We start from the raw sequence: 24586 nt of genomic DNA, 5'->3' as shown, positions 1-24586 counted from the left end.
GATGTTGAGAGAGTATGTTTTGTTCATAATGAAATCTCCTAACGAATTTGATGTTTCAAATATATTTCATAACCTTAAAATTGTCAACCACAAATTATTCATAGAAAAGTCACAATTTTTTTTCTGAAAAAAACATATAATGTAGGCATAAGCAGAAATGCGAGGAGATTCCGATGAAAAAAAATATACGTTTACTCGTTATTGTGGGTTTGATTGTCTTATTGGCAACCGGATTAACTTATTTTGATAGTTTCTTATATCATGATCCGGTTGTAAAGGTTGAGAATGTTGCAATAACTAGTAAGCAGACTTCAACAGATGAATACAAGAATACCGATACTGAATATACCCAAAGGGTCAGGGCAAAACTATTGAATACTGATAAAAAAGGGCAGACGATATCGTTTAGAAATACTTATTACAATTCACAATTGACTGATACCAAGTATCGTGTTGGTCAACAGGTAATCTTAACTAAGAGTGGTAAAGGCTATACGGCTAAGAATGTAAAACGTGATACTCCGTTAGTATTTACTTTTGGATTAGTAACGTTCTTGCTGTACTGTATGAAATTTGATCGTCGAAAATTATTTATTAGTGTTTTGATCAATGTAGTAATTTACTTTGGTTATCTTCAAATAATTATTGGAACACACAACAGTATCTTACTTCCACTAACCGTTGTAACGGCGTTACTAATATCTGCAACGGCTCTATTAGTTATTTTAGGACCAACCTATTCAGCGTTAATGGCTTATTCAAGTACGGTCATATCAACAACAGCGGCAATTCTTTTGAGTGTCTTTGTTTTGAGTATGACTGGGTACAGTGGAATGCATTTGGAATTAGATGATTTTGAATTACAACCTTACTTGGGTGTTTTTCTATCACAAGTTTTGTTTGGTGTTTTAGGCGTTATTTTGGATGAAACAATGGATATTTCCTCATCATTAATTGAAATGAAAAAGGAAGTAGTTGATGTTTCAGCTAAAACACTATTTAAATCCGGTATCAATATTGGCCGCGAATTAATTGGTCCATTAATCAATATTTTGCTTTTTATCGTTATAGCGGAGAATTTAAATGTCGTTTTACTCTATTTGAGTAATGGCAATTCAGTTAGTTACACCTTAAATATGACTCTGAGTTTGGGGATAGCCCAATTGTTAATTAGTGCCATTGGTATTGTTCTAACTGTTCCGGTAACTAGTTTTATTTCAAGTAAAGTGATCACAAGGAGGTAGTCATGTTATATTTATTTGCAACTTTCGTTGTTCTATTACTGATGGTGACTGGTACTCGTGGTCTGACTTTGCTGTTTGGATTGGGAATCAACGTCATATCGGTAATAGCATTATTAGTTTTGATAGCCGATGGATTTAATATTTTAGTTACAACGGGTATTATTGCGATTGTGATATTGGTTGTTGCAATTTACATGAATGTCGAAAACGGCAATACCGCCAATACAGCTTTTCAAACCTCATTATTGATTATGGTTTTCATCTTATTGATTACGATACCTTTGGAGTACTGGGCTAGTGCCCAAGGAATGGGTCCTGAAAATCAAGATGAACTCGAATCGTTCTCTTTGGCGGCTGGAATCTCATTTCCACAATTAGCAATTGCCATCATCGTGATTAATAGTTTAGGTGTCATTTCGGAAACTAGTGTTGCTATCACTAGTGGTTTGAATGAAATTGTTTCAAATAAGCCTACGTTAACACCAACAGAAATTTTTAATGATGGTTTTTCAGTTGGAAATAAAATTCTTAACACGCAGACGAATACGTTATTGTTCAATTTCTTTTCAGCAACATTTCCTTTATTTTTTCTAATTCATTCGTTAGGGTATAAATTTACTGATATTTTGAATGATAAATTGGTCGTGGCCGAGATTTTGACTACGTTAATTTGTACAATTGGTGTGATTTTAACGGTTCCTATTACATCTTTTTTGGTCTATCACAAGGCTAATAAGGTTAAATTAAAGAAAACCGATAATTAAATTTTACACATATATGATAAAACGTTGCTATAGCTGGAAAATCATACCTTTGTTGGTATGATTTTTTTGTTTGTAATTGATTGCTGAAAAGCTAATTGTTTTAGTAAAATTCATCCATAATCTAAATGAATAGATAATTGAGGAGTATTTTTCATGGCTTACAGTGATTGGTGGAAAAAGACAGTAGTTTATCAAGTTTATCCGAAGAGCTTTCAGGATAGTAATAATGATGGGATTGGTGATTTGCCTGGTATCACTAGTCGCTTGCCATATATTAAAAAATTGGGCGCTGATGTTATTTGGTTGAATCCAGTTTATAAGTCTCCAGATAAAGATAATGGTTACGATATTAGTGATTATTGTGCAATTCAGCCTAATTATGGAACTATGGCCGATTTTGATGAAATGCTTGAGACAGCGCACTCATTAGGATTAAAGATAATGATGGATTTAGTTGTTAATCATACTTCTGATCAACATAAATGGTTTCAAGAAAGTAGAAAATCTATTGATAATCCTTACCGTGATTATTATATTTGGCGCGATCCAGTTGATGGTCGTGAACCAAATAATTGGGGTTCACGTTTTGATGGATCAGCTTGGGAATTTGATGAGAAAACAGGTCAATACTATTTACACCTTTATACTAAGGAACAGCCTGATTTAAACTGGGAGAATCCGAAAGTCCGCGAAGAAGTTTGGAATTTGATGCGTTTTTGGTTAGACAAAGGTATTGATGGTTTCAGAATGGATGTTATCAATTTGATTTCCAAACCCGAAGGTCTACCTGATGGTAATAAGAAAGCAGGAGCCAAGTATGGTGGAACAGGTTTAGTAGCTAATGGTCATCGACTAAATGAATTTTTAGAGGAAATGAACGATAAAGTTTTGTCTAAATATGATGTGATGACAGTAGGTGAGATGCCAGGTTCGACACCGAAAGAAGCAATTAAATATGCAGGATTAAACGAAAATAAGTTGAATATGGTTTTCCAATTTAACCATATGAATGTTTCTGGTAATCCTGACAAACGTTTAGGGCACTGGAATGATGAACCGATTGACTTAGTTGATTTAAAAAAGGTTTTGAGTAAGTGGGAAATTGCTTTAGATGGGAAAGGTTGGAATAGTCTTTATTGGAGTAATCATGATCAGTCTCGGGCAGTTTCTCGATTTGCAACAGATGATTCAAGGTACCGTGTCTTAGCAGCCAAAATGTTAGGGACAACTCTGCATATGTTGCAGGGAACGCCTTACGTTTATGAAGGTGAAGAAATCGGTATGACGAATGCACACTTCACTGAATTGTCACAGTATGAGGATATACAGTCTTTAAATGCGTATAAAGAACTTGTTGAAGTTGAAAAAATTGTCGATAAGGAAACAATGTTGAAATATTTAGCTTATCGAACACGTGACAATGCTAGAACTCCAATGCAATGGGATAGAGGAACTAATGCTGGATTTACAGAGGGACAACCATGGCTAGCAGTGAATCCAAATTATTCTCAAATCAATGTTGAAGAAAATTTAGAAGATAGCAATTCCGTTTTTTATTATTATCAAAAATTAATTGAGCTGCGTCATAATAGTGATCTAGTGGTTTATGGTGACTATGCGGTTATAGATATGGAAGATGAAGAAGTCTTTACATATCGTCGCCGTTATAACGATGAAACATTGCTAGTTATTAATAATTTCACGTCCCATGATGTAATTAGAGATTATGGACAAGAGAATGGAGCACTCCTAATTGGCAATTATGTGGATGATAAGAATACAAGATTACGACCATATGAAAGTAAAGTTTACCTGTTGAAATAAAAAAATCCGATATCTATGCGATATCGAACTCCTTATTTTGAATTCTTTTCAGATAGTTTTTGAGCTAATTCTTTATCAGGATCAACTGTTAAAGTGTCGGCTTTACCGTTAAACATAACTAATCCTGATTTGGCACCTTCAGGTTTGAATAATTGTCCAACTTTTAAAGCGTCAACAGGTACTTGTTTTAGTCCACGGCCTTTACTGTAATAAGCAGTCAAATTGGCAGCCTCCAATAATGTTTGTTTGCTGGGGTGGGCACTGTGAACGACCACGTGAGAACCAGCCAGTTCACTGACGTGCATCCAATAGTAATCTTTATTGGCGGTCAATGTTAAGTGGTCATTTTGATCGCTATTTTTACCAACTTCAACTAAAACGTGGTCGGTTGTGTAGAAACGACGTGGATGAGCGGGTTCTGGAGCTTTAGATGAATGCAAAATTTTAGTTTTTATAGCATCTTCAGCAATTAATTGTTCTCTGACCAGTTCGATTTGGTGAGGATCTGTTAGGTCGAAATCAGATTGACGTGTCATTTGTTTTTGAAGATTTTTCTCAGCATTATTCAAGTTATCTTGAATAGTTTTCAATCCACGTTGATCACGATGATATTGATGAAAGTAGTTTTCAGCGTTATCAATAATTGATTTCTTAGTATCTAAGTAGATGGTTATTTCCTTTTGGTCTCGGTAATCAGGTAAAATAACATAACCTTTTTTGGTATCAATTTGTGAGGCATAGGTTTTAAGCAGGGTACCTTTTACTTTTAGTTGTTCAACGTCACCGATACGTGTAATAGCTTTATGTAATGATTCAATTTGCTTCTTTGTGTGATGTATTTGCCATTTCATAGCTTCAATAACTTCATTGGCGTCTGATTCAGTTTCCATGGATAAACCTCGATTTGATTATTAATCGTCATAACGACATGCATCAATAATAACACTAACTAAATGTTAACAAAAAGGCTTCTATTTCCCAATTATTGGGCGATAGGAGTCTTTTTTGTCTAGAAGTTTTTACCAGCTTCTTCAGCTTTTTCGAAAGCCTGATTTAGAATCTTTTCAGCGTTTTGTGGATCGTGATCCATACCTTCAGCAAAGACACCTTGATAATCATCAACACCCATAATGTGAAGAATTGTACCAATGTATTGATGACCAAGATCTAAGGAACTTGCATCAGGAGCACCATTTGAACCATGGTAGTTACCACCGTTAGCTTGAATATGAATAGCTTTTTTATTGTGTAAGTTACCTTCAGGGATACCTGCACTAGTGTAATGGAATGTATCAGGAACTTGCATCACAATATCGATGTAACTTTTCATTTCTGCAGGAATAAAGAGATTGTACATTGGATTTACAAAGACATATTTATCAGCTTGAACGAATTCGTCGATCCATTTTTGTCTAGCCTCTTTAAATCTTTCTTCATCGGCATTGAAAGATTGGCGAGCCATCGATTTGTTATAAATGGAGATAGCAATTTTATTCAGAGGGAAAGGCATGTATTCTGAAACGTTGTGTTCAATAATTTTATCGTTAGGATGACTGGTTTTATAGGCATTAATGAAGTGATTGTATAGAGCTTTAGTAGATGATTCTTTGTCTGATTGGGGATGTGCGTAGATAACTAATACTGTTGACATAGAGAGGAACCTCTTTTCTTTCTTGATTATTACCATTATATAATTAAGCGGTTACAAAAGATGAAATCACACAAAGATATATAGAAAAATTTAGTAAATAAAACAAAAGATCGTCAATTCCCATAAGAGAGTCGGCGATCTTTTGTTTTATCTTAAAGTTATTTTATTTTAAGGCAAATCATTACCAGCGGCGAAGTAGATGTCATACCACTCTTGTTTAGTAAGATCGATATCTCCACCTTTAGCACTGTCAGCGATATGTTCGGGATTCATTGTTCCGATAATAACTTGAATATCAGCGGGATGTCTAAGAATCCAGGCTGCAGCAATAGCATTCTTACTTACACCGTATTTATCTGCTAATTCTTGTAGTTTCTTATTTAATTTAGGGAACTTGTCATTGTTAATGAATGTTCCGGCAAATGTGCCATATTGGAATGGTGACCAAGCTTGGAGAGTTACTCCCATACGTCTGGAGAATTCTAGAAGTCCACCATCATGATTGATTGAACGTGTATCTGTCATATTAGTATGTAAACCAAAATCAATCATTCCAGAATGCATGATACTGAATTGTAATTGACTGATAAGAAGTCTTTGATCAAGATTCTCTTGTAAGAACATAAATTGTTCAGGATTAAAGTTAGAAACACCGAAATGACGGACTTTACCTGATGTCTGTAATTCGTCAAATGCTTCAGCAACTTCATCTGGTTCCATTAATGGATCAGGTCTGTGAAGTAGGAATGAATCTAAATAATCGACACCTAAACGTTCCAAACAGCCATCAACGGCATCAATTAAATGTTTTTTAGAGAAGTCATATCTTTTTCCAGGTACGATTCCACCTTTGGATTGAATAAATAAATCTTCTCTTTTAACACTACTTTGTTTCAATGCTTGACCAAAAACCTTTTCAGAATCGCCACCGCCGTAGATGTCAGCGGAGTCAATGTAGTTAATTCCACTATCATAAGCGGTGTCGATAGCCTTAGCAGCTTGTTCAGGACTTAAACTATTCATACGCATAATACCTAGAGCAACTGCAGATGTTTGCCAGTTGGTTTCACCAATATAACGTTGTTTCATATGATTGCCTCCAATATTAAGTATCACTTCAATTATTGTTGGGACTTAGGTAGAAGTCAATAAAAAAAGATAACGTTTACAAAAAATATACTTTTTGTATTATGAAATATTATTTTATAATTTTAAAAATATTGATGAATATCTTGAAATTTTATTTTAACGAGGTATTATTTATCTGTAAGCGGTAACAAAATATTTGGGGGTAATTATTATGAAATCATGTGTTAAAAGATTTTTAGTTATTTTATCCGGCGTAATTGCAATGCTGGGAATAGCTACTTTTACCGGTTCTACTGCTCAAGCTGCTACTAAAGTTTCACCAATTAGTACAGTAACTACAACAACGATGTATTCCAAGAAATTGCATCTTGATTGGAATTACGACGTTTATCTACCAGGTGGATATAACCCTAGTAGTAATAAGAAATATCCAGTCGTTTATATGATGCATGGATTATATGGAAATCATAGAAATTTATTAGAAAGATTTAATTCTCAACAAATGCTCGATGGAGCTATGAAGAGAAATAATCAAAAGGCAATTGTGGTCTTTATCGATGGTTTTAACAGTTTCTATGTTAACCAAAAAGGTGGCATGCAAATGGAAAGTGCCATCATGAAAGATTTAGTACCAAAAATTGATTCAACATATAAAGTATCTTCATCAAGAAATGATCACGCTATTGGTGGTATTTCGATGGGTGGTTATGCTGCTGCAAGATTATCATTGAAATATTCTAAGTACTTCTCTAAAGCATTATTGATTTCACCATCTGTTTGGTACAGTTTACCAAAAGATAATCCTATCAGAATGAACATGCATGCATTTACTAATGGTAAGACTAATTGGTCTGACAAAGTTTATGACGGTTTGTTCCCAACAAAGTATATCAATAAAGATACAAAACCAGTTAAATTCTATGTTGAAACAACATCAGATGATACAACTGTTCCAATTAAGAATGTTAATAGATTCGTTAAGACTTTGAAGAAAGATAAATATTCAGTTAAATATGTTAAGGATACTGGGGATAACCACAATTGGACATATTGGACTAAAGCTACTCCAAAATCATATAACTGGTTGATGAAAGAATTCAAATAGGGGGTAAAAAAACATGGACGCAAAGAATACAGCTAAAGAAATTCTTAAAAATGTCGGTGGTAAAGAAAACGTCAGTGCTAACGTTGCATGTATGACTAGATTAAGACTAGGCATTAAAGACAACGATAAAGTTGATGTTGATGCTTTGAAACGTATTGATGGTGTCTTGGCCGTTGTTCAAGCTGATACGCTCCAAGTTGTCTTGGGACCAGGTAAAGTCAACAAGGTTGCAGAACCATTTGCTGAACTTACTGGAGTTGCTCTAGGTAGTGACAGTGACGATGGGGATACTTCATCTGATTCACAACTAGATCAAGTAAAGGATATCGCTAAAGAAAACAAAAAAGAGAATAAGGCTAAGCACGATAAACCTTTGCAACGTGGGTTGCAACATATCGCTAACGTCTTTATTCCATTGCTACCAGGTATTATTGCTGCTGGATTAATTAATGGCCTTGCTAATGTTATCGACTATCAAACTGGACAAGCTTTTGTTACTGATTGGTGGTACATGACTATTAAGACAATTGGTTGGGGATTATTTACCTTTCTACCAATCTTCGTTGGTATGAATGCTGCTCGTGAATTTAAAGGCAGTGCCATCCTTGGTGGTATCGGTGGTACTCTTTGCTTAGGCGTTACAATTACAGGTTCACCATTAAGTACACAAGCTATTTCAATGCCATTTACACATGCACCATATACAGTTGGTGTCGGTGGTTTGATTACTGCTTTACTAATGGGTATTTTCTTCGCATTCTTGGAAAAGAATCTTCGTAAGATTATGCCTAGTGTTCTGGATACATTCTTTACACCTTTACTAACAGTTATTATTGGTTCATTACTTGCCGTTGTCTTCCTACAACCAGTCGGTGCATGGCTAACAACAGCTATCTATCTTGTTATGGACTTCATCTACACAAAGTTGAGTGTCTTTGGTGGATTCCTTCTATCATCAACATTTTTAGCTTTAGTATCTGTTGGTTTGCATCAAGCTTTAACACCAATTCATGTTCTATTGAATGATCCTACAGGTCCAACAAAAGGTATTAACTACTTACTACCAATTTTGATGATGGCCGGTGGTGGTCAAGTTGGTGCTGGATTTGCACTTTACTTCAAGTCAAAGAATAAGAGATTCAAGAAAATGGTTATGAGTTCAATTCCTGTTGCTATCTTAGGTGTCGGTGAACCATTAATGTACGCTGTTACATTACCGCTTGGTAGAGCCTTCATTACAGCAAGTATCGGAGCTGGTTTTGGTGGAGTTGTTGCTTCACTATTCCATTTAGGTGCTGTATCGCAAGGTGTTTCAGGTTTGTTTGGACTATTGATCATGCAACCTGGACAACAATGGGTATATTTGTTAGCACTATTAGTAGCTTACGCTGGAGGCTTTATCGTAACTTGGTTCTTCGGTGTTGACGAAGATAGAATTAACGAAATCTATCCAGAATAAAGGAGAATAATATGCTAGGATTTTCAGCTTACTTACACAGTTCATTGACTAAAAAAGATATAGATATGTTCAATCGATTTGTCGAAGCCGGATTTAAAGGTGTCTTTACTTCTATTAACTTACCGGAAGATGATCCTAAAGTTTTATTGAAGAACTTAAAGACTTTGGGTGAGTTGTGCGATGAGAATGATTTGGAACTGACTCTTGATATTGCATCAAGTTCATTAAAAAGGCTTGATTTAAATTTAGATAGAGATTTATCAGTTTTTAAAGGGTTGCATGTTACCATGCTAAGAATCGATGATGGGATTGACAATGCAGGTATTGCAAGACTTTCCAATGGTATGAAGATTGCTTTGAATGCAAGCACTATTGAACAATCTGATATTGATGAATTGAAAATGGCTAACGCAAATTTTGCTAATTTGGAAGCTTGGCATAATTATTATCCTCGTGAAAATACAGGGTTAGATAAACAATGGTTTTATGAAAAGAACAAGTGGTTAAAGGATAACGGATTCACAGTAATGGCCTTTATTCCAGGGGATGCTAATTTGAGAGCTCCCGTTTATAAAGGACTACCAACTCTAGAAGAGCATAGATCCCAAAATCCTTTGTATGCTGCTTTAGATTTTAACAAGATGAATGTTGACCGAATTTATGTCGGCGATCCTGCTTTAAAGGATTTAACATTCGAACAATTTAGAAATTATTTTGTAAATAATATTTTGCAATTGAGAGTTCAACTAGATAATAATGCTCCAGCATATATCACCAATATTTTTCATCAAAGGGCTGATGTGGCTAGAGATGTTGTTAGACTTAGAGAAGGTAGACCGCTCAATAAGTCAGAGGTAGTACCTGATAATAATACTTTGAGAAAAGTTGGTTCTATTACTTTGGATAATAGTTTATCAGGACGTTATCAAGGTGAACTGCAATTAATTAAGTACCAACTTCCAGCTGATGCATCCGTGAACGTAATAGGAAGAATAATTGATTCTGACATTAAATTATTAAATTATTGTGAGGCTAATCAAGCAATTCAACTGGTTGATATTAGAAATAAGGAATGAGTTTAATATGGACATAAAAAAATTATCAACAGAGGGTCGTAATCCAGCAACAATGAATTTGGACGAAATGAGTGCCGATAAGATTGTTGCTGTTATGAATAGTGAAGATAAAAAAGTAGCTGTGGCCGTTGAAAAACAATTACCTCAAATATCGACAGCCGCAAATAAAATTGCAGAAGCATTTAAGGTTGGAGGACGCTTGTTTTATACAGGTGCAGGAACTAGTGGCCGTTTAGGTGTGCTAGATGCTGCTGAATGTGTACCAACTTTTGGTATCGAACCTGAAATGGTTCAAGGATTAATTGCTGGTGGTGCTAAAGCTATGACAATTGCTGTTGAAGGTGCTGAGGATAGTGTTCAAGAGGGTGCTGATGATTTAAAGAATCATAATTTGAGTAATAAAGATGTAGTAGTTGGCATTGCTGCTAGTGGTAGAACACCTTATGTTGTGGGGGCATTGGATTATGCTACCAAAGTAGGTGCTAGTACGATTGCTTTATCATGTAATGCCGATGCTATTATTAGTCAGCATGCGAAGACAGCAATTGAAGTCGTAGTAGGGCCAGAAGTGTTGTCAGGATCAACTAGATTGAAATCAGGAACAGCTCAAAAGATGGTTCTGAATATGCTATCAACAGCTTCAATGGTTAGAATTGGTAAAACTTATGGTAATTTAATGGTGGATGTCAAACCAACTAATAAGAAGTTAGTTCAACGTTCATTGAATATCATCACAGAAGTTACAGGAGTTGATGAAGATCTTGCTTTGACAACTCTCAAAAAGGCTGATTATTCAGTTAAAGATGCAATTGTCATGATAGCGACAAAGACTGGTAAAGAAGCTGCTCAACAAAAATTATCCGAAGCAGGTGGGTTTGTACGTCAAGCAATTAAGTGAGGGAGCAACATGACGAATAATACGATTTTACTAACAATTCGAACAAATATAGAAAATGCGAGTAAAGCAGAAAAAACTTTAGGTGAGTATATTTTAAAAAATGCTCAACAAGTTCCCAATCTCAGTGTGGCCGATTTATCTAAAAAAAGTGGTGTTAGCCAAGCTACTATTGTTAGATTTTCTAAAAATTTAGGATTGGATGGATTCAAAGGTCTAAAAGTTGAATTGGCACGTTCATCGAATGATGTTGATACTGGATTATATGATGAAATATCTCCAGATGATGGTGTCGATGAATTGAAGGACAAATTGGTTCTTCGGATTCAACACACTTTGGACACTACTAGTAGAGGTTTGAACCCCAAATATTTAAATCAAACCGTTGATTCATTTGAAAAAGCAAATGTCATCTTGATTTATGGTTTGGGGGCATCTCATTTAGTAGCTGAAGATTTTACTCAAAAATTCTCACGAATTGGTAAAAACGTAATTAATACGGAAGATACTCACTTATTAGTGTCAAATCTACTAACACAACAGAATAAACAAGTGTTATTTCTAATTTCTGATTCTGGTGAAACACAAGAAACTTTGACAATAGCCAAACTAGCCAAAAAGAATAATGTCGAAGTAGTTGGATTAACATCTAATAGTCACAGTCGATTAGCCAAAATTTCGGATATTAGTATTTTAACAAGTAACACAGTACCAAGAGATCAAGTAAGATCCGCTGCAACGACTTCTTTGATAAGTCAATTATATGCAGTTGATTTGATATACTATCTCTATTTGCAACGAGATTATGAAAGCAATATTCAAAAACTAAAAGAATCCCATCTTTTAGTAGAAAAGTATTTCTCCCCGAAAAAATAAAAATCCTATATAAGCAGACAAAATTAGGAAAACCTCTTAAAGATTCTAAGTGAAGATATAATTTTTTACTTAGGATCTTTTTCTGTCTAGACCTTTGAATATTATCCCCAATTAGTCTATAGTAAACATAACTAAACACTAAATGGTGATATGAGGTAAACAAATGGCAAGTATAAGAGATATTGCAAAAATGGCTGGGGTTTCGGCAGCTAGTGTATCGCGAATTCTTAATAATGATGAAAGTTTCAGTATTAACGAAAATACTCGTAAACGTGTAATTGATATTGCCAATCGTTTGCATTATTCAAAGGAAAAGAATATTCGTAGTCCCAGAAATGCCAATGCGGATATGTCGATAGGGCTGATTTTACGTCACAATAGTGATTCAGAATTGAGAGATCCATATTTCTTAGCCATCCATCGTGGAATTGAAGAAGAGGCGGCCGAAAGGCGATTACAGGTTACAAAGGTATTTGGGATGCGTGATGAAGGGAAAGATTGGGATCAACTGTCCAAATATGGCGCCATCATTATGGTGGGACAGATGACTGATACTGCAATGGATATCATCATGGGGAAGAATCCTAATTTAATATTGGTAGATAATTACATTAGTGATGAGAAATATGATCGGATTCAAACTGATTTTATTGCGAAGACCTACAAGGTTTTGGATCTACTTTACGAAAAGGGTCATCGTAATATTGCTTTTGTTGGTGGCCGCAGTAGTATTGTTGATGTCGATGGCAGTCGTATCAATAGTAGACATGAAGTTAGAGCTGATGCTTATAGTAGGTGGATGCAGCTTCATGATTTGACCAAATATACAGACGTTAATATTGGTCAATGGTCAGCTGAAGATGCTTTACAAATGACTAGTGAAATTTTACGGGGAGACGATTTACCAACTGCGATTCTAGTGGCTAGTGATCCGATGGCTATGGGTGTTTACAAGGCTATTAGTAATGCTGGTTTAAAAATTCCCGATGATATTTCAGTAGTTAGTTTTGATGATGTAGAGCTGAATCGCTATCTAACGCCAACTCTTTCAAGTATTAAAATGGATTCCGAAGAGATGGGACGTATTGCCGTCAAAGTTGCACGTGAGAAGATGATCGGTACCCGTAAGATGCCTATACAAATAGTTTGTTCTAGTGAGTTGAAGGTAAGAGATTCGATACGTGATTTAACAAAAAAGAATAAATAAATTAGAGATATCTGTTATTTGTAAAAAAAAATAATGGATATTTTTTATTTAGGGTTGTGTAAACGTTAACTAAACAGTTATAGTAATTCTTGTAAACGTTTACATAATAGTAAAGAGGGGAATCATGAAATGAAAAACTTTTTAAATGCATTTCAGAAGAAAATGGGACCAATTTCAGAACTAATTGGTGCCAATAAATATCTTCTAAGTTTACGTGATGGCTTTATGTTAGCCTTCCCAGCCACGATGTTTGGTTCTATCATGGTTATTTTGCAAAACTTACCTACAACGTTTGGTTTCGGAGGACTTTTACCAAAATGGTTTAATACTTTTTTGACTGACTTCTTTGGACCTGTTGGTAATGCAACAATGTCAGTTTCAGCACTATTTATCGTCTTTGGTATTGGATATCAATTGGCCGGACATTATGGTCAACAAAAGATTTTTGCTGGTGCTATTTCACTTTCCAGTTTTTTGATGTTACTTCCTATCGGTACTGATAAAAAGATGGGCGCATTCATTGCTATCAATGATTTAGGTGCTCAAGGTATGTTCGTTGGTATCATCGTAGCTATTATCGCTACAAAGATTTATTGTGCTATCAGTGCAGCGCATATCACTATCAAGATGCCTGATTCTGTTCCTCCTATGATTGCTGAATCATTTGTTGCCATCATTCCTGGTGCAGCTCCATTACTACTATTTAATATTATTCGTTATATCTTCACTTTCACACAGTGGGGAAACGCAGTTGACTTTGTTTATGAAATTTTACAACAACCACTTATGGGATTAGGTGGAACACTTCCAGCCGTCCTAGTAGCCGTATTCTTTACACAACTATTCTGGTGGTTCGGTGTTCATGGTACTTTGCTTGTTAACTCAATTATTGATCCTATTATGGGAGCTTTAGCTATTCAAAACTACAATGCTTATAAAGCAGGTGCAGCTCATCTTCCACATATTATTAATACAACATTTATGGGTGTCTTCGTTAACCAAGGTATGCAATTAGGTTGTGCACTTGTCTTTGCTTTCTTCTTGGCTAAATCAGTTCGTATGAAGACAACTATGAGAACCGTCTTTGCTCCAGCTATTTTCAATGTTTCAGAACCTATGACTTATGGTCTACCTATTGTTTTGAACCCTGTTTTATTAGTTCCATGGATCTTAGCACCACTTGTTTCAACTACAATTTCTTACTTTGCTATTGCTGCAGGATTAGTTCCAAGACCAATTGGTGCAACAGTTGTTTGGACGACACCTATCTTCTTAGCTGGTTGGTTAGGTACAGGATCAATTGCGGGTGCCATTTTACAAATTGTTGATGTTGTCGTTATGACATTAATTTGGATTCCATTCTTGAAAGCAATGGATAATGAATTCTTGAAAGAAGAACAAGCAGCAGCCAATCAACAAGAAGCTGCAACTTCAGATAAATAAGGAGTAATAATTATGAGAACTGATACGTTGAAATATAAATATTCATATAATGCTGATCAAGCGGATTTGTACCAAACCTTAGTCAATGAACAATTGAAGTATTTTCAACGTACAGATCCCAGAATTAGACACTTAGAAAAGGGCACAAGGATTCAGGCCCAATTAACTACAAAAATGAAGAAATTTACCACGACAAATACGATGACTGTCAAAGACATCGTGAAGAATAAGTTGTTTCAGTTTGAAACGAAACAACCTGATGGTGAAATTTTACAAACTTATGAATTTGAAACTAATAAACGTGGTAAAAAATTTTTAATTTATTCAGAACAAAATACTTTTAACAATGCACGTAATCAAACTAATTTTATCTTTATCGGAATGCTCTACAAATTCTTTTATAACCGCGGAGTTAAGAAAAGAATGCAATATTTAGACGATTTAGCTATTGGTTAAAGGAAGTACGCGAGTAGAAGGGGACGTTTCTCACATGATTGATGTAATCTCAAATAAAATATTTCATTTGCACAACGACAAAGTTAGTTACTTATTTAATGTTATGGAAAACAAGCAATTAGGACATCTTTATTATGGAAAAAGCCTAGGTAACCTTGAAGAAGATGATCTCAATTACTTATTGAAACATGACAGTAAATCGGCTGGAACAGTTAAATATTCTCCTGAAATTAAGAATTTTACCTTAGCTGATCATGAATCCGAGTATCCAGTTTATGGTTCTTCAGATTATCGTGAGGGTGCTATCGATGTTTATCGTGCAGATGAACCTTGGTATTTAGATTTTCATTTTGAAAATTACACAATTGAAAAAACGAAGACACGTGACTTAAAGTTTCCCACTAGTTATGCGCAAGGTGAGAATGACGCTGAAACTTTAGTGATTACTCTAAAAGATCAAGAGCATGAATTGCGTTTGATTGAGAAATTTACAATTTTTGCTGGCTATAGTGCAATTGTTCGTAGTCAGAAATTGATTAATTTGGGTGATACGACTGTCCAAATTCACAATATGATGAGTGGAGTTTTAAGTTTACCAACAGCTGGTTATGATTTTCTCAGTTTATCGGGTGCTTGGTTAAAAGAACGTCACATTAAACGCCGTCCGATTGAACAAGGTCTCACTTCAGTTGAGTCACTCAAAGGAGCATCTAGTCATCAACAAAATCCTTTTGTGGCACTTGTTGATAAGAATGCCGATGTCAATCAGGGCAATATTTATGCAGCTAATCTGATTTATTCCGGTAACTTTCTCAGTCAAGTTGAGGTTAATGAATGGGATAAAGCTAGATTGTCGATAGGTATCAATCCGAAGTACTTTGAATGGCAATTGGCTAAGAATGAAGAATTTACGACTCCAGAATCAGTCTTTTACTACAGTGATCAAGGATTCAACGGTCTGATTAAAGAGACAAATGGCTTCGCGGAAGATCATGTTATTGCTAGAAAATGGAAAGAAAATTCTCGTCCAATCGTCTTTAATAATTGGGAAGCTACTTACTTTGACTTTAATGAAGATAAATTATTGTCTCTAGCTCAAGAGGGGCAAAAATTAGGTATGGAATGCTTTGTGCTAGATGATGGTTGGTTTGGTCATCGTGATGATGATCGATCCTCTTTGGGAAATTGGGCGGTTGATCGTCGTAAATTCCCTAATGGTATGAGGAGCTTTGCCAAGAAAATACATGATATGGGTCTGGAATTTGGACTTTGGTTCGAACCTGAAATGGTTTCACCTGACACGGATATGTATAAAGAACACCCCGATTGGGTAGTACGTCACCCTTATAAACGTGTAGGAATTGGTCGTGGTCAATATGTACTCGACTTTGCTAATCCCAAAGTAGTTGATGCAGTTTATCAACAGATGAAACCTACGATTGCGGAAACAAATTTGGACTACATTAAATGGGATATGAATCGTAATATTACTGAGGCTTATTCACCATATTTAGCTGAAATTAATCGTCCACAAGGTGAATTTTTCCACCGTTACATCTTGGGAGTTTATGCACTCTATCAAAAAATACTCACTGATTTCCCTAACATTCTAATTGAAGGCTGCTCTGGCGGTGGTGGAAGGTTTGATCTAGGTATTCTATTCTATAGTCCACAGATCTGGCCTAGTGACGATAGTGATGCTATTGAAAAATTGGATATTTTAACGGGGACAACATTAGCTTATCCACTGTCTTCCTTTAGTAATCACGTTTCGGCTGTTCCAAATGATCAAGTTAAACGTAATACGCCATTAGCTTTGAGACAAGACGTTAGTGATTTTGGACCATTAGGTTATGAGCTGGATATTACTAAACTGGACGATGAAGAGAAACAAAAGATTAAGAGTAATATCGAATTTTACAAACAAAATCGACAATTGCTTTTGCACGGAAGATTGCAACAATTAGTTTCAGTTAATCCTGCCAGCAATGTGGTGTCATGGGGCGTAACAAATGATCAAAAGAGTGAATCTTTTATTGGTTTCTATCGTAAAGTTGCTCAACCTAATTCAGCAGTGGTAAGACATATTAAAGCTCCATTCCTGGACGAAATCAAACACTATGTAGTTGATGATAAATTTAGGGTTTCTGGTCGAATTTTAAAAAATATTGGACTCTTGGAACCATTCGAATTTAATGGAGCTAATTTAGAAACAGCTCAAATTAGTGGTGATTATCAATCCTGGATGTATCACTTAGTAGCTAAAGATTAACGAGAGGGTGAGTTGGTGAAAACCACAGATAAATTCTTATATGGTGGCGATTATAATCCTGAACAGTGGCTGGATCGGCCTGAAGTTTTAAAACAGGACTTAGAATTAATGAAAAAAGCCAAGATAAATACTGTAACGTTGGATACTTTCTCTTGGGCAACGATAGAACCACGTGAAGGTGAATATAACTTTGAATGGTTGGATAAAATTTTTGATGATATTTATCGAATTGGCGGTCACGTTATTTTAGCAACACCTAGTGGGGGACGTCCTCAGTGGATGAGTCAAAAATATCCAGAAGTTAATCAAGTAGATGAATATGGGCGAAGACATACGCACGGATTCAGACAGAATCACTGTTACTCGTCCCCAATATATCGTCAAAAAACGCGTCAGATCAATACAATATTGGCTAAGCGTTATGGTAAACATCCTGCCTTAATTATGTGGCACGTTTCTAATGAACTAGGTGGTCAGTGCTTCTGTAAATTGTGTCAGGATAATTGGCATCAGTGGTTACAAAAGAAATATCATACTCTCGATAATTTAAATCAGGCTTGGTACTTAAAGGTTTGGAGTGGCTTGTATAGCGATTGGAGTCAGGTACTACCACCTAATCCGCTTGGAGAAACGAAGGTTCATGGGATGGATTTGGATTGGAAACGTTTTGTTACCGATATGACGATGGATTTCTATGAAAATGAAGCTCAACCTTTAAAAGAAATTACGCCAAATATTCCGATTACAACTAATTTTATGGCCGAAGGTTTGGACAAAGGGGATTACTATCCAATTACTGGTTTAGATTACAGTCGTTTTGCTAAAAAGGTTGATGTAGTGAGTTGGGATAGTTACCCCGCTTGGCATAACGATTACGAAACGCTGGCTGATACAGCGATGAAATCAGCCTATACGCATGATTGTTTCTATTCATTGAAACATCAACCATTTTTAATTATGGAATCGACGCCAAGCTGTATTAATTCACAACAATACAATAAAGCTAAAAAACCAGGGATGAACATTCTCAGCTCGTTGCAACAAATTGCCCATGGATCGGATAGTACATTGTATTTTCAGATTCGACAGGCGCAAGGTAATTCAGAGAAATTCCATGGTGGCGTGATAGGACATGATGGTTCTAGCAAGAATCGTGTTTATCAAGAAGTCGCACAGTATGGTCAGAAGTTGGATAGTATTGCTGAAATCAAAGGTGCTATTAAACATCCTAAGGTTGGTATTTTCTATGATTGGGAAAGTAACTGGGCCTTCAACCGCGGTGGGGCTTTTGGACGTCCAACTAGATTGGGTATCCAAACTTTGCAGAAGCACTATTCAATCTTTTGGGGACAAGATATTGCCTGTGAAATAATCAGTGGAGACGATGACTTCTCTAAATATGACTTGATTGTGGCACCTATTCTGTACATGGCTAAGGATAAAGCTGTAGATAAGTTAACCGAGTTTGTAAAAGCTGGTGGCACTTTGATTTCTAGCTACTTCACAGGTATGGTGGATGAATATGATCGTGTGGTTTTAGGTGGCTTCCCAACTAAATTACGTACATTGTTTGGTATTAATACTAAAGAAATTGATACACTTTATCCCAAACAACATGGACATGTTGAGTTCAATCAGAGGTCTTATGAAACAAAAGATTACAATCAGGTAATTGAAGTTACGACTGCAAAAGCTTTGGCCAAGTATCAAGATGATTTCTACCAAGGCACGCCGGCAGTAGTAAGTAATGATTTAGGATCAGGAAAGACTTATTATTTAGCAACTAGGTTAGGGGACGACTTTTTAAAAGAGTTTTATCGACCAATTATTAATAAGTTACATTTGGTTAATGATTTCATCACTAAACCAATTTATGAGGTTTCCTGCCAGACTAGAGAGAAAAATGGTGTGAAATACCATTTCTTGATGAACTTTTCTGAAGAGGAACAGGAGGTTTTGACTAGTCGTGAATCGATCAATGTTGAGGATGGATCGACTGTGGGTAAGAGAATTGTTTTAGGTAAGTATGGAACTTTAGTTGTTAAAGAGAACTGAAATTTTGTTAGAGTTGATATTAACTGACTATATCCTTATTGTTAAGATTGCTGAGTAGAATTACAAAGTTGCAAACTTCTTAGTTCTGTATAATCAGATGATTTGTAATTAACAATTAAAAGAAAAATAAATTTTAAAATCAAAAAACGTTCATATCCTTTGTAGGTTGATATGAACGTTTTTTTGTTGAGATACTATTATTCTTAAAGATTTAAAAGGGTAAATATTTAATGGAACTACTATCTAAGCCCAAGACGATAATAATTACTTTGGAGGACAACATATTTAACTCCTTCAAAACGCTACTTAATAAAGTAAATTCCGTAAGTTCTAATTTCTCCTGGTTTGAAATCATTGAGTTCAAATTCAGTAGTTGATGTTTCCAAAGTATTTAGGACTTCTGAATTAAGATTTAAATTATCAACGGCTGCTTTCTTGGCAAGTTCAACAGTTCCAGCGTGTTCAATTGTTTCATTCGTTGGATTGTAAACTCTTAAAGCATATCCGGACGAATCTTTTGTCAGAGCTAAACTACTTAAAACTAATTTATCAGTATTTAAATTGATCAGTTGTTCGGCTTCATCCATGAAGTTAACGGCTTTATTCACCATGAAGTATCTTAAAGGATTAGTAAATCTGTTGAGTGACTGTTTTTGGTAAAAGAGGGGAGTCGTTGTTAACAGTAAGTGTTGTCTTTGTAGGTCGGCAACGTTGAATTCATTTCCAACGATGATACCACCTTTAAATGTATATTTACCTTGTAATTGACTGTGAGGAGTTTCAACATATTTTGACTCTAATCCAGAAGCATCTGAAGGGCGACGTAATAGGTCTGGTCTGCCTAAGTAACCAACGCCTCTGAACATTGTAATAGCTAGTTTATTGAAATCTTTGCCAACCACTTGGAAATCTTTGCTGCCTAATCCAATAAATGACCAACTAGAATCATCTGAGTGAATATTAGCAAAGTGAATCAAGGGTCTCATAGCAGTTGGTTCTTCATGATAACCAATGTTTTTCCAATCATTTAGATGTGGATCGACGACTGGACGACTAATGAAACCAAATGGTGTATCCGCAAAGGATGCTTTAGCATTTACATTAGTGTTGAGAATTAATCTTAAACGATGATCAAGAGTTTGATTGTCAGTATCTAATTGATACTTGATAGTCTCTGAACCTTTTTCCAAAGTTAGAGTTAGTTTGTACTCTAAAGTTGAATCAAGCATCTTTTCTTTTCTGGAATCCAAGTTGTGTGGAAGTTTCCACGAGCCCTTGAGAGTAATCTTATTTGTATATTTCCCAGAAACAACTTTTACATCAGCATCTGAGAAATCTAAATTGATAATCCAGTCTTGGAATGCAGGTGAATAATCATAAGTATCACCAGCATCTGCACCATCTTCGAAGGAAAGGAAGTTCTTGTAGACTTTGTGGTTTTGTTTATTGGTTAAGTCTAATTGATGATCTTTAAAACTGATTTGGTAAAAGTCATTTTCAATTAAATCTGAAGAAGATTTCATATCTGAATGATTGGTATTGTCAGTTTCTTCAATGTCAAAACCGACACAGCTAGTAGCCTTAATTGTAGTTTTGATTGAAATAGTTGAGATGTAATAAAGTTCTTGTTTTCTCTCTTCAGTGTTTCGACGAAGTGGAGCTGAATTTTGAATTTCTTGATTCAATAAATCATAGTCAATAGTTTGACCATTGTTATTAAGAATGTTGAAGTTCTTTGATTTAGTGGAAACTTGAATCGTTTGGACTTTATCCATTTCGATGGGAAGTGGATTCCAAAGATAAATATCGTATGGTGAATTTTTGGAGATACTTAATTTTCTAACTAAGTAATCGATAATTGAGTACGATAATTGATCAGCCACTTTTGCACGATGAAGGATATCGTCATTGGTCTTATCACTGTTGCAGCCCCCAGAGCTGTCATGGGCTTGTCCACGAAAAATGGTTTTCCAGATGTCATCGACAAGTCCTTGTTTTGGTTCAATACCGTATGACTTAGCTAAAGCCATTAATGGCTCTACTTGATAAGTCATACGACGTTCTAATCGGTCATAAATTTGTTTGAGATCAGCTCTTGAAGAGTAAATCCCACGATGAATTTTTGAAGCTGAAGGATCAATGAATTCGCCAGAGTAGTCAGGCAGATTTTTGACCTTTTTCAAGTTTTCGAAATATTGAGGATAGTTACTTTCACGAATAATGTATTCATCAGATAGTTTTTCATTGGCTAAATTTATTCTATCTTTAAGATTGTAATCGACGGAACGTTGATCGCCACCGATAGGTAGAACTAATTCGTCTGATTCAGTATCGGTACTAACACGGTCGAGTAAATCCTTAAAGTCATCATTCTCAACTAGTTGAACACCAGCGTAATAACCGTTCTTTATATTGGCAGTAAGAACTTTGGAACCATCGTTACTATTCCAATAGAAATAGCGAGCGTTTTTCTCTTTAGGCATTCCTCGCCAGAAGACAGCACTGTAAATATTGAATCCGTTGTAGATTTTAGGCATATCTTGACCTTGTCCAAAGGAGTCGGGAAGATATGCGACCTTCATCACGCCACCTAAATCATTGGCAATTTGTGAACCAATGGCTAAGTTATGGACAATTGATTCTCCAGAAGTAACCATTTCATCAATTTGTGTATACCAAGGTCCAATAAATAATCTTTTCTCGGTGACAAATTTTTTGATGGCTGTCTTTTTTTCAGGAAAACTACTCAAATAGTCGTCCACGATAGACATTTGGCCATCTAGTAAATAATAATTTAAAACATTGTTTTCTAAAGCATCTAAGACTTCGTCCATATGGTATGCGAACTGAACTCGGGCTTCTTGTCTAGTAAAATACCATTCGAAATCCCAATGTGTATGTGCAATTGCATAAACTTTTTTCATTTGAAATTAACTCCCTTAGGCTGCTGCAGGTTCAGCATTTTTTAGTGCTTGTTCACGTTCATTTCTTTGGTTGATAATTACAAATGGTGAGTAAATAATAACATCCAATACTACAAGAACAAACGTTAGAACAACTGGACTTAGATGGAAGGCACCTAAGATCCATGTACTAATGAAGATTGGTTCATTACCAGAATTTAGAACAACAAGTGGAACTACCCAACCAATTTTTGTTACTACATAAGCGATTACAGCATTGGTAACTGGAACAAGAATCCATGGAATGAACATAATTGGATTTAGAACGATTGGTAAACCGAAAATAATTGGTTCATTGATACCAAATAGTCCTGGGATAAGACCAAGTTTAGCAACTTCACGTTCTTTCTCACCTTTTTTGGCAAAAATCAACATAGCGATAATTAAACCAAAGGTTGCACCAGAACCACCGATCATGGCATAAACGTTAGTCATAGTATTAGGAGCAATAGAAATACCGGCGAAACTTTGTGTTTTAGCAAATTTAGCAACGTCTTGTAAGAATAGAGGTAGCCAGAATGCTGAAACAACACCCCAAACGATATTAAAACCGTGAAGACCAAGGAACCAAAGGATTTGTTCTAGTAAGATAACAACGATAATAGCAGGTAATCCAGTACCAACACTTAACATTGGTTTGATAATTACGACGGAAATCAATTCAATTAATGATGTGAAACCAAGGGATTGAATAGCAATTCTAACAACACCGAAAATCAAAAGTACTTCAGAAATTGGAATTAGTGAGAAGAAAGAATCAAAGACGTTCTGTGGTACGTTTCCAGGCATTTTGATAGTGAATTTACTATGTGAAAATTTGTTATACATGAATACAGCAAGCATACCGACGATTAGAGCTGTAAACATACCTTCATAACTGAAAAATGAAGTAGCGAATCCTTCGACAATTTTTGCTTTAGGATCGGCAAAGTTAATATTATTTGGAACCATGATGAAGTAAGCAGCTAAAGCTAATAATGTCGCTAAAATAGGGTTAAGGTTTTTGTTTGCGGGTTTGCGTTTCAATTCATTAGCATATGAGTAAGCTGATGATAGAACAACGATCAGTGCAACAATGCCTAACGTAGCAGTACCAAGATAACCAAATAGGTTACTTGTATTTGTTAACCAGATGTTGTCGATTTTCTGAGCCTTGATCAAAGCGTCAATTTGCATTTTGATCAAATTTGAGAATGAACCAACAACGGTAAATGGAATAGTTCTAATAAAAGCATTCTTTACGGCTTGAAGAATGGTATTTTTTTCTACCCAAGAAGACATTTTTAGCAATGGCCCTTGGAATTTATCAAGATCAAATTTCATGGTAGTAGTTCCTCCAATTTTTTTAAGTAAGCGCTAACTTTCAAAACCAATTATATATGCTAATTAAAATTTGTAAAGAGAATTTTATTAATTTGTATAATCAAATTATTGAATATGATATAATTTGGTTAAGCAAATTAGTGCAAGAGGTAGTTATATGTATAGATATAAAGAAATATATTCAGATATAAAAAATAATATTTTAACGAATCATTACAGAGCTGGTAAGCCTCTTCCTACTCAGGAAATTCTATCTGAGAAATATGACGTCAGCAGGTTAACTTTGAAAAAGGCTCTTAATCTACTTTTGGATGAAGGACTAATTGTCAGTAGACAAGGTTCAGGAACCTATGTAAGGAATCGACCCTTAAAAAAGAGTGATGAATTATTGCCCTTGGATATGCCTATCGGAGTTACATATTCCCATCGAGATCAAAAAGTAACTAGTAAGGTCATTGATTTTGGAGCACGGTTACCAACCGAAGAGGAAAGCAAAAATTTATCCATAAAAAGGAACGAACCGGTTTACGAAATAAAGCGAGAACGATTTGTAAATGAAAAGACATATAGTTATGAACATACGATAATGCCTACTAGTATCGTTCCACTGGATGAAAAGATCGTAGCAGGGTCTATCTACGATTTTCTGGGAGAACATAAAGTAGCAATGACGGATGCCCGAAGAATTGTGTATGCTCAGGGTGCTGACGAAGAAATAGCTCAGGGATTAAATATTAAAGTCAATGATCCAGTGTTAACGATTGAACAGATTGTCTTTGATCAAGATGGTAGAGCTTTTGAATATTCGCATTCCAGTTTCTTAAGTGAGAAGAGTAAATTTGTTTTTGATGTACACCGTACAGATCAATGGTGATTTTATTGTT

At 35.4% G+C, this 24586-nt stretch carries 19 protein-coding genes; 14 read left to right on the top strand and 5 right to left on the bottom strand.

The window, feature by feature from the left end; genetic code table 11:
* Nucleotides 1–173: 173 nt before the first annotated feature.
* The 3 genes from LKACC16343_RS07475 (at nt 174) to LKACC16343_RS07465 (ending at nt 3832) form a co-directional block, all read left to right on the top strand.
* Nucleotides 174–1244, top strand: a complete 1071-nt coding sequence (locus tag LKACC16343_RS07475) for a YibE/F family protein (RefSeq protein ID WP_056954972.1) — start codon at nt 174–176, stop codon at nt 1242–1244.
* 2 nt (nt 1245–1246) lie between these two features.
* The gene (locus LKACC16343_RS07470; protein WP_056954970.1) at nt 1247–2008 is read left to right on the top strand and encodes a YibE/F family protein; all 762 of its coding nucleotides are present in this window, start codon (nt 1247–1249) and stop codon (nt 2006–2008) included.
* A 153-nt stretch (nt 2009–2161) separates the two neighbouring features.
* Complete coding sequence (locus LKACC16343_RS07465) at nt 2162–3832, top strand: glycoside hydrolase family 13 protein (RefSeq protein ID WP_056954968.1); 1671 nt, start codon at nt 2162–2164, stop codon at nt 3830–3832.
* Between the two features lie 32 nt (nt 3833–3864).
* Here LKACC16343_RS07465 and LKACC16343_RS07460 read toward each other — a convergent pair whose 3' ends face one another.
* The 3 genes from LKACC16343_RS07460 to LKACC16343_RS07450 all read right to left on the bottom strand — a co-directional run bounded on the left by LKACC16343_RS07460 (nt 3865) and on the right by LKACC16343_RS07450 (nt 6572).
* Nucleotides 3865–4722 (bottom strand): NFACT RNA binding domain-containing protein, encoded by an 858-nt coding sequence (locus tag LKACC16343_RS07460; protein WP_056954966.1) that lies wholly within the window; start codon nt 4720–4722, stop codon nt 3865–3867.
* Nucleotides 4723–4841: 119 nt separating this feature from the next.
* Nucleotides 4842–5483, bottom strand: coding sequence for an FMN-dependent NADH-azoreductase (locus LKACC16343_RS07455; RefSeq protein WP_056954964.1), 642 nt, complete (start codon nt 5481–5483; stop codon nt 4842–4844).
* Nucleotides 5484–5651: 168 nt separating this feature from the next.
* Complete coding sequence (locus LKACC16343_RS07450) at nt 5652–6572, bottom strand: aldo/keto reductase (RefSeq protein ID WP_056954962.1); 921 nt, start codon at nt 6570–6572, stop codon at nt 5652–5654.
* 211 nt (nt 6573–6783) lie between these two features.
* Here LKACC16343_RS07450 and LKACC16343_RS07445 point away from each other — a divergent pair, with 211 nt between their 5' ends.
* The 10 genes from LKACC16343_RS07445 to LKACC16343_RS07400 all read left to right on the top strand — a co-directional run bounded on the left by LKACC16343_RS07445 (nt 6784) and on the right by LKACC16343_RS07400 (nt 19416).
* Complete coding sequence (locus LKACC16343_RS07445) at nt 6784–7677, top strand: alpha/beta hydrolase (RefSeq protein WP_056954960.1); 894 nt, start codon at nt 6784–6786, stop codon at nt 7675–7677.
* A gap of 13 nt (nt 7678–7690) precedes the next feature.
* Nucleotides 7691–9136, top strand: a complete 1446-nt coding sequence (locus LKACC16343_RS07440) for a PTS transporter subunit EIIC (RefSeq protein ID WP_056954958.1) — start codon at nt 7691–7693, stop codon at nt 9134–9136.
* Between the two features lie 11 nt (nt 9137–9147).
* A complete protein-coding gene (locus LKACC16343_RS07435; RefSeq protein WP_056954956.1) occupies nt 9148–10212 on the top strand; it encodes a MupG family TIM beta-alpha barrel fold protein in 1065 nt (354 codons plus the stop codon).
* Between the two features lie 7 nt (nt 10213–10219).
* Entirely contained in the window at nt 10220–11110 is an 891-nt protein-coding gene (gene murQ, locus LKACC16343_RS07430; RefSeq protein WP_056954954.1) for an N-acetylmuramic acid 6-phosphate etherase, read from the top strand.
* 9 nt (nt 11111–11119) lie between these two features.
* Entirely contained in the window at nt 11120–11983 is an 864-nt protein-coding gene (locus LKACC16343_RS07425) for a MurR/RpiR family transcriptional regulator (protein ID WP_056954951.1), read from the top strand.
* 163 nt (nt 11984–12146) lie between these two features.
* Nucleotides 12147–13190 carry a LacI family DNA-binding transcriptional regulator gene (locus LKACC16343_RS07420; RefSeq protein ID WP_056954949.1) on the top strand — a complete coding sequence of 348 codons (1044 nt, stop codon included), beginning with the start codon at nt 12147–12149 and terminating at the stop codon, nt 13188–13190.
* Between the two features lie 129 nt (nt 13191–13319).
* Nucleotides 13320–14633: a PTS sugar transporter subunit IIC gene (locus tag LKACC16343_RS07415; protein WP_056954948.1), complete on the top strand. Its 1314-nt coding sequence runs from the start codon at nt 13320–13322 to the stop codon at nt 14631–14633.
* A gap of 12 nt (nt 14634–14645) precedes the next feature.
* Nucleotides 14646–15089 carry a DUF3284 domain-containing protein gene (locus LKACC16343_RS07410; protein ID WP_056954946.1) on the top strand — a complete coding sequence of 148 codons (444 nt, stop codon included), beginning with the start codon at nt 14646–14648 and terminating at the stop codon, nt 15087–15089.
* Between the two features lie 34 nt (nt 15090–15123).
* Nucleotides 15124–17361, top strand: coding sequence for an alpha-galactosidase (locus tag LKACC16343_RS07405; RefSeq protein WP_056954944.1), 2238 nt, complete (start codon nt 15124–15126; stop codon nt 17359–17361).
* Nucleotides 17362–17376: 15 nt separating this feature from the next.
* Nucleotides 17377–19416, top strand: a complete 2040-nt coding sequence (locus tag LKACC16343_RS07400) for a beta-galactosidase (RefSeq protein ID WP_234032530.1) — start codon at nt 17377–17379, stop codon at nt 19414–19416.
* A gap of 302 nt (nt 19417–19718) precedes the next feature.
* Here the strand turns inward: LKACC16343_RS07400 and LKACC16343_RS07395 are convergent, their stop codons facing one another.
* Both LKACC16343_RS07395 and LKACC16343_RS07390 read right to left on the bottom strand, forming a co-directional pair.
* The gene (locus tag LKACC16343_RS07395; RefSeq protein WP_056954941.1) at nt 19719–22340 is read right to left on the bottom strand and encodes a glycoside hydrolase family 38 N-terminal domain-containing protein; all 2622 of its coding nucleotides are present in this window, start codon (nt 22338–22340) and stop codon (nt 19719–19721) included.
* Nucleotides 22341–22355: 15 nt separating this feature from the next.
* Nucleotides 22356–23702, bottom strand: a complete 1347-nt coding sequence (locus LKACC16343_RS07390) for a PTS sugar transporter subunit IIC (protein WP_056954939.1) — start codon at nt 23700–23702, stop codon at nt 22356–22358.
* A gap of 157 nt (nt 23703–23859) precedes the next feature.
* On the opposite strand from LKACC16343_RS07390, the gene LKACC16343_RS07385 reads away from it, so the two are divergent.
* Nucleotides 23860–24576: a GntR family transcriptional regulator gene (locus LKACC16343_RS07385; RefSeq protein WP_056954938.1), complete on the top strand. Its 717-nt coding sequence runs from the start codon at nt 23860–23862 to the stop codon at nt 24574–24576.
* Nucleotides 24577–24586 lie beyond the last annotated feature (10 nt).

The organism is Companilactobacillus bobalius, assembly GCF_002179915.1.
Lineage (GTDB): Bacteria > Bacillota > Bacilli > Lactobacillales > Lactobacillaceae > Companilactobacillus > Companilactobacillus bobalius.
Note: the sequence above shows the minus strand (reverse complement) of the source record. Positions and strands in the feature narration are given on the sequence as shown.

What these genes read in the sequence shown, in the direction of transcription:
- LKACC16343_RS07435 (WP_056954956.1), top strand. Translation starts at nt 9,148, where the DNA reads ATGCTAGGATTTTCAGCTTACTTACACAGTTCATTGACTAAAAAAGAT.
- LKACC16343_RS07465 (WP_056954968.1), top strand. Translation starts at nt 2,162, where the DNA reads ATGGCTTACAGTGATTGGTGGAAAAAGACAGTAGTTTATCAAGTTTAT.
- LKACC16343_RS07425 (WP_056954951.1), top strand. Translation starts at nt 11,120, where the DNA reads ATGACGAATAATACGATTTTACTAACAATTCGAACAAATATAGAAAAT.
- murQ (WP_056954954.1), top strand. Translation starts at nt 10,220, where the DNA reads ATGGACATAAAAAAATTATCAACAGAGGGTCGTAATCCAGCAACAATG.
- LKACC16343_RS07460 (WP_056954966.1), bottom strand. Translation starts at nt 4,722, where the DNA reads ATGGAAACTGAATCAGACGCCAATGAAGTTATTGAAGCTATGAAATGG.
- LKACC16343_RS07385 (WP_056954938.1), top strand. Translation starts at nt 23,860, where the DNA reads ATGTATAGATATAAAGAAATATATTCAGATATAAAAAATAATATTTTA.
- LKACC16343_RS07420 (WP_056954949.1), top strand. Translation starts at nt 12,147, where the DNA reads ATGGCAAGTATAAGAGATATTGCAAAAATGGCTGGGGTTTCGGCAGCT.
- LKACC16343_RS07455 (WP_056954964.1), bottom strand. Translation starts at nt 5,483, where the DNA reads ATGTCAACAGTATTAGTTATCTACGCACATCCCCAATCAGACAAAGAA.
- LKACC16343_RS07475 (WP_056954972.1), top strand. Translation starts at nt 174, where the DNA reads ATGAAAAAAAATATACGTTTACTCGTTATTGTGGGTTTGATTGTCTTA.
- LKACC16343_RS07405 (WP_056954944.1), top strand. Translation starts at nt 15,124, where the DNA reads ATGATTGATGTAATCTCAAATAAAATATTTCATTTGCACAACGACAAA.
- LKACC16343_RS07440 (WP_056954958.1), top strand. Translation starts at nt 7,691, where the DNA reads ATGGACGCAAAGAATACAGCTAAAGAAATTCTTAAAAATGTCGGTGGT.
- LKACC16343_RS07390 (WP_056954939.1), bottom strand. Translation starts at nt 23,702, where the DNA reads ATGAAATTTGATCTTGATAAATTCCAAGGGCCATTGCTAAAAATGTCT.
- LKACC16343_RS07410 (WP_056954946.1), top strand. Translation starts at nt 14,646, where the DNA reads ATGAGAACTGATACGTTGAAATATAAATATTCATATAATGCTGATCAA.
- LKACC16343_RS07445 (WP_056954960.1), top strand. Translation starts at nt 6,784, where the DNA reads ATGAAATCATGTGTTAAAAGATTTTTAGTTATTTTATCCGGCGTAATT.
- LKACC16343_RS07470 (WP_056954970.1), top strand. Translation starts at nt 1,247, where the DNA reads ATGTTATATTTATTTGCAACTTTCGTTGTTCTATTACTGATGGTGACT.
- LKACC16343_RS07415 (WP_056954948.1), top strand. Translation starts at nt 13,320, where the DNA reads ATGAAAAACTTTTTAAATGCATTTCAGAAGAAAATGGGACCAATTTCA.
- LKACC16343_RS07450 (WP_056954962.1), bottom strand. Translation starts at nt 6,572, where the DNA reads ATGAAACAACGTTATATTGGTGAAACCAACTGGCAAACATCTGCAGTT.
- LKACC16343_RS07395 (WP_056954941.1), bottom strand. Translation starts at nt 22,340, where the DNA reads ATGAAAAAAGTTTATGCAATTGCACATACACATTGGGATTTCGAATGG.